Raw genomic sequence first — 751 nt, forward strand, 5'->3', positions numbered from 1 at the left:
ACGTGATCACCATCTCGGCGACGATGATCAAGACGGCGGTGATCGAATCGATGGCCGCCATCAGCGCCATCGATCAGGACGAACTCGACCGCATCCAGCCCGACACCGCCGCCGACATCTTTCGCACCACGCCAGGCGTCGCCGCCTCGATGAATGGCGACGACCCGGCGACCGCCATCAACATTCGCGGTTTGGAACAATATGGCCGCGTCGTCGTGACGCTCGACGGCGCCCGCCAGGACTATTGGCGCGTCGGTCATGGTTCTGGCTCGTTCTATGTCGAACCTGACCTCATCAAGGAAGCCACCGTCATTCGCGGCCCGGTTTCGAACGCCTATGGTTCGGGCGGCATCGGCGGGGTCGTCTCCTTCGAGACCAAGGATGCCGGTGATTTCCTCAAGAAGGATGAACGCTGGGCGCTGAGCGAAAAGCTCGGCTATGAGGACAATGGCGACGGCTTCACCACCAGCACCACCGGCGCCTACCGCTTCAGCGACGATGCCGACATCATCGGCAACCTCATCTACCGGGACCGCGACAGCTACACCGACGGCAATGGCGAGGCCGTGCCATGGACGGGCGAGCGGGTGACCAGCGGCTATCTGAAGACGACGCTGCGGCCGGCCGATGGCCATGAGCTGAAGCTCGGCGCCATCCTGCAGCGCTACAACGACCAGATCACCGGATCGAGCGGCTCGACCTCACCGACGCTGAGCCGCTATGACACCAACACCACCAACCAGACCTACAC

The 751-nt window shown here is 63.1% G+C and carries 1 protein-coding gene; it reads left to right on the forward strand.

The annotated features are described in order from the left end of the window. Positions 1-751: TonB-dependent receptor plug domain-containing protein (locus EN750_RS37215; protein ID WP_148669951.1), on the forward strand; the 751-nt coding region annotated here is incomplete at both ends.

Origin of the sequence: Mesorhizobium sp. M7A.F.Ca.ET.027.03.2.1 (assembly GCF_003999175.1) — a bacterium.
Lineage (GTDB): Bacteria > Pseudomonadota > Alphaproteobacteria > Rhizobiales > Rhizobiaceae > Mesorhizobium.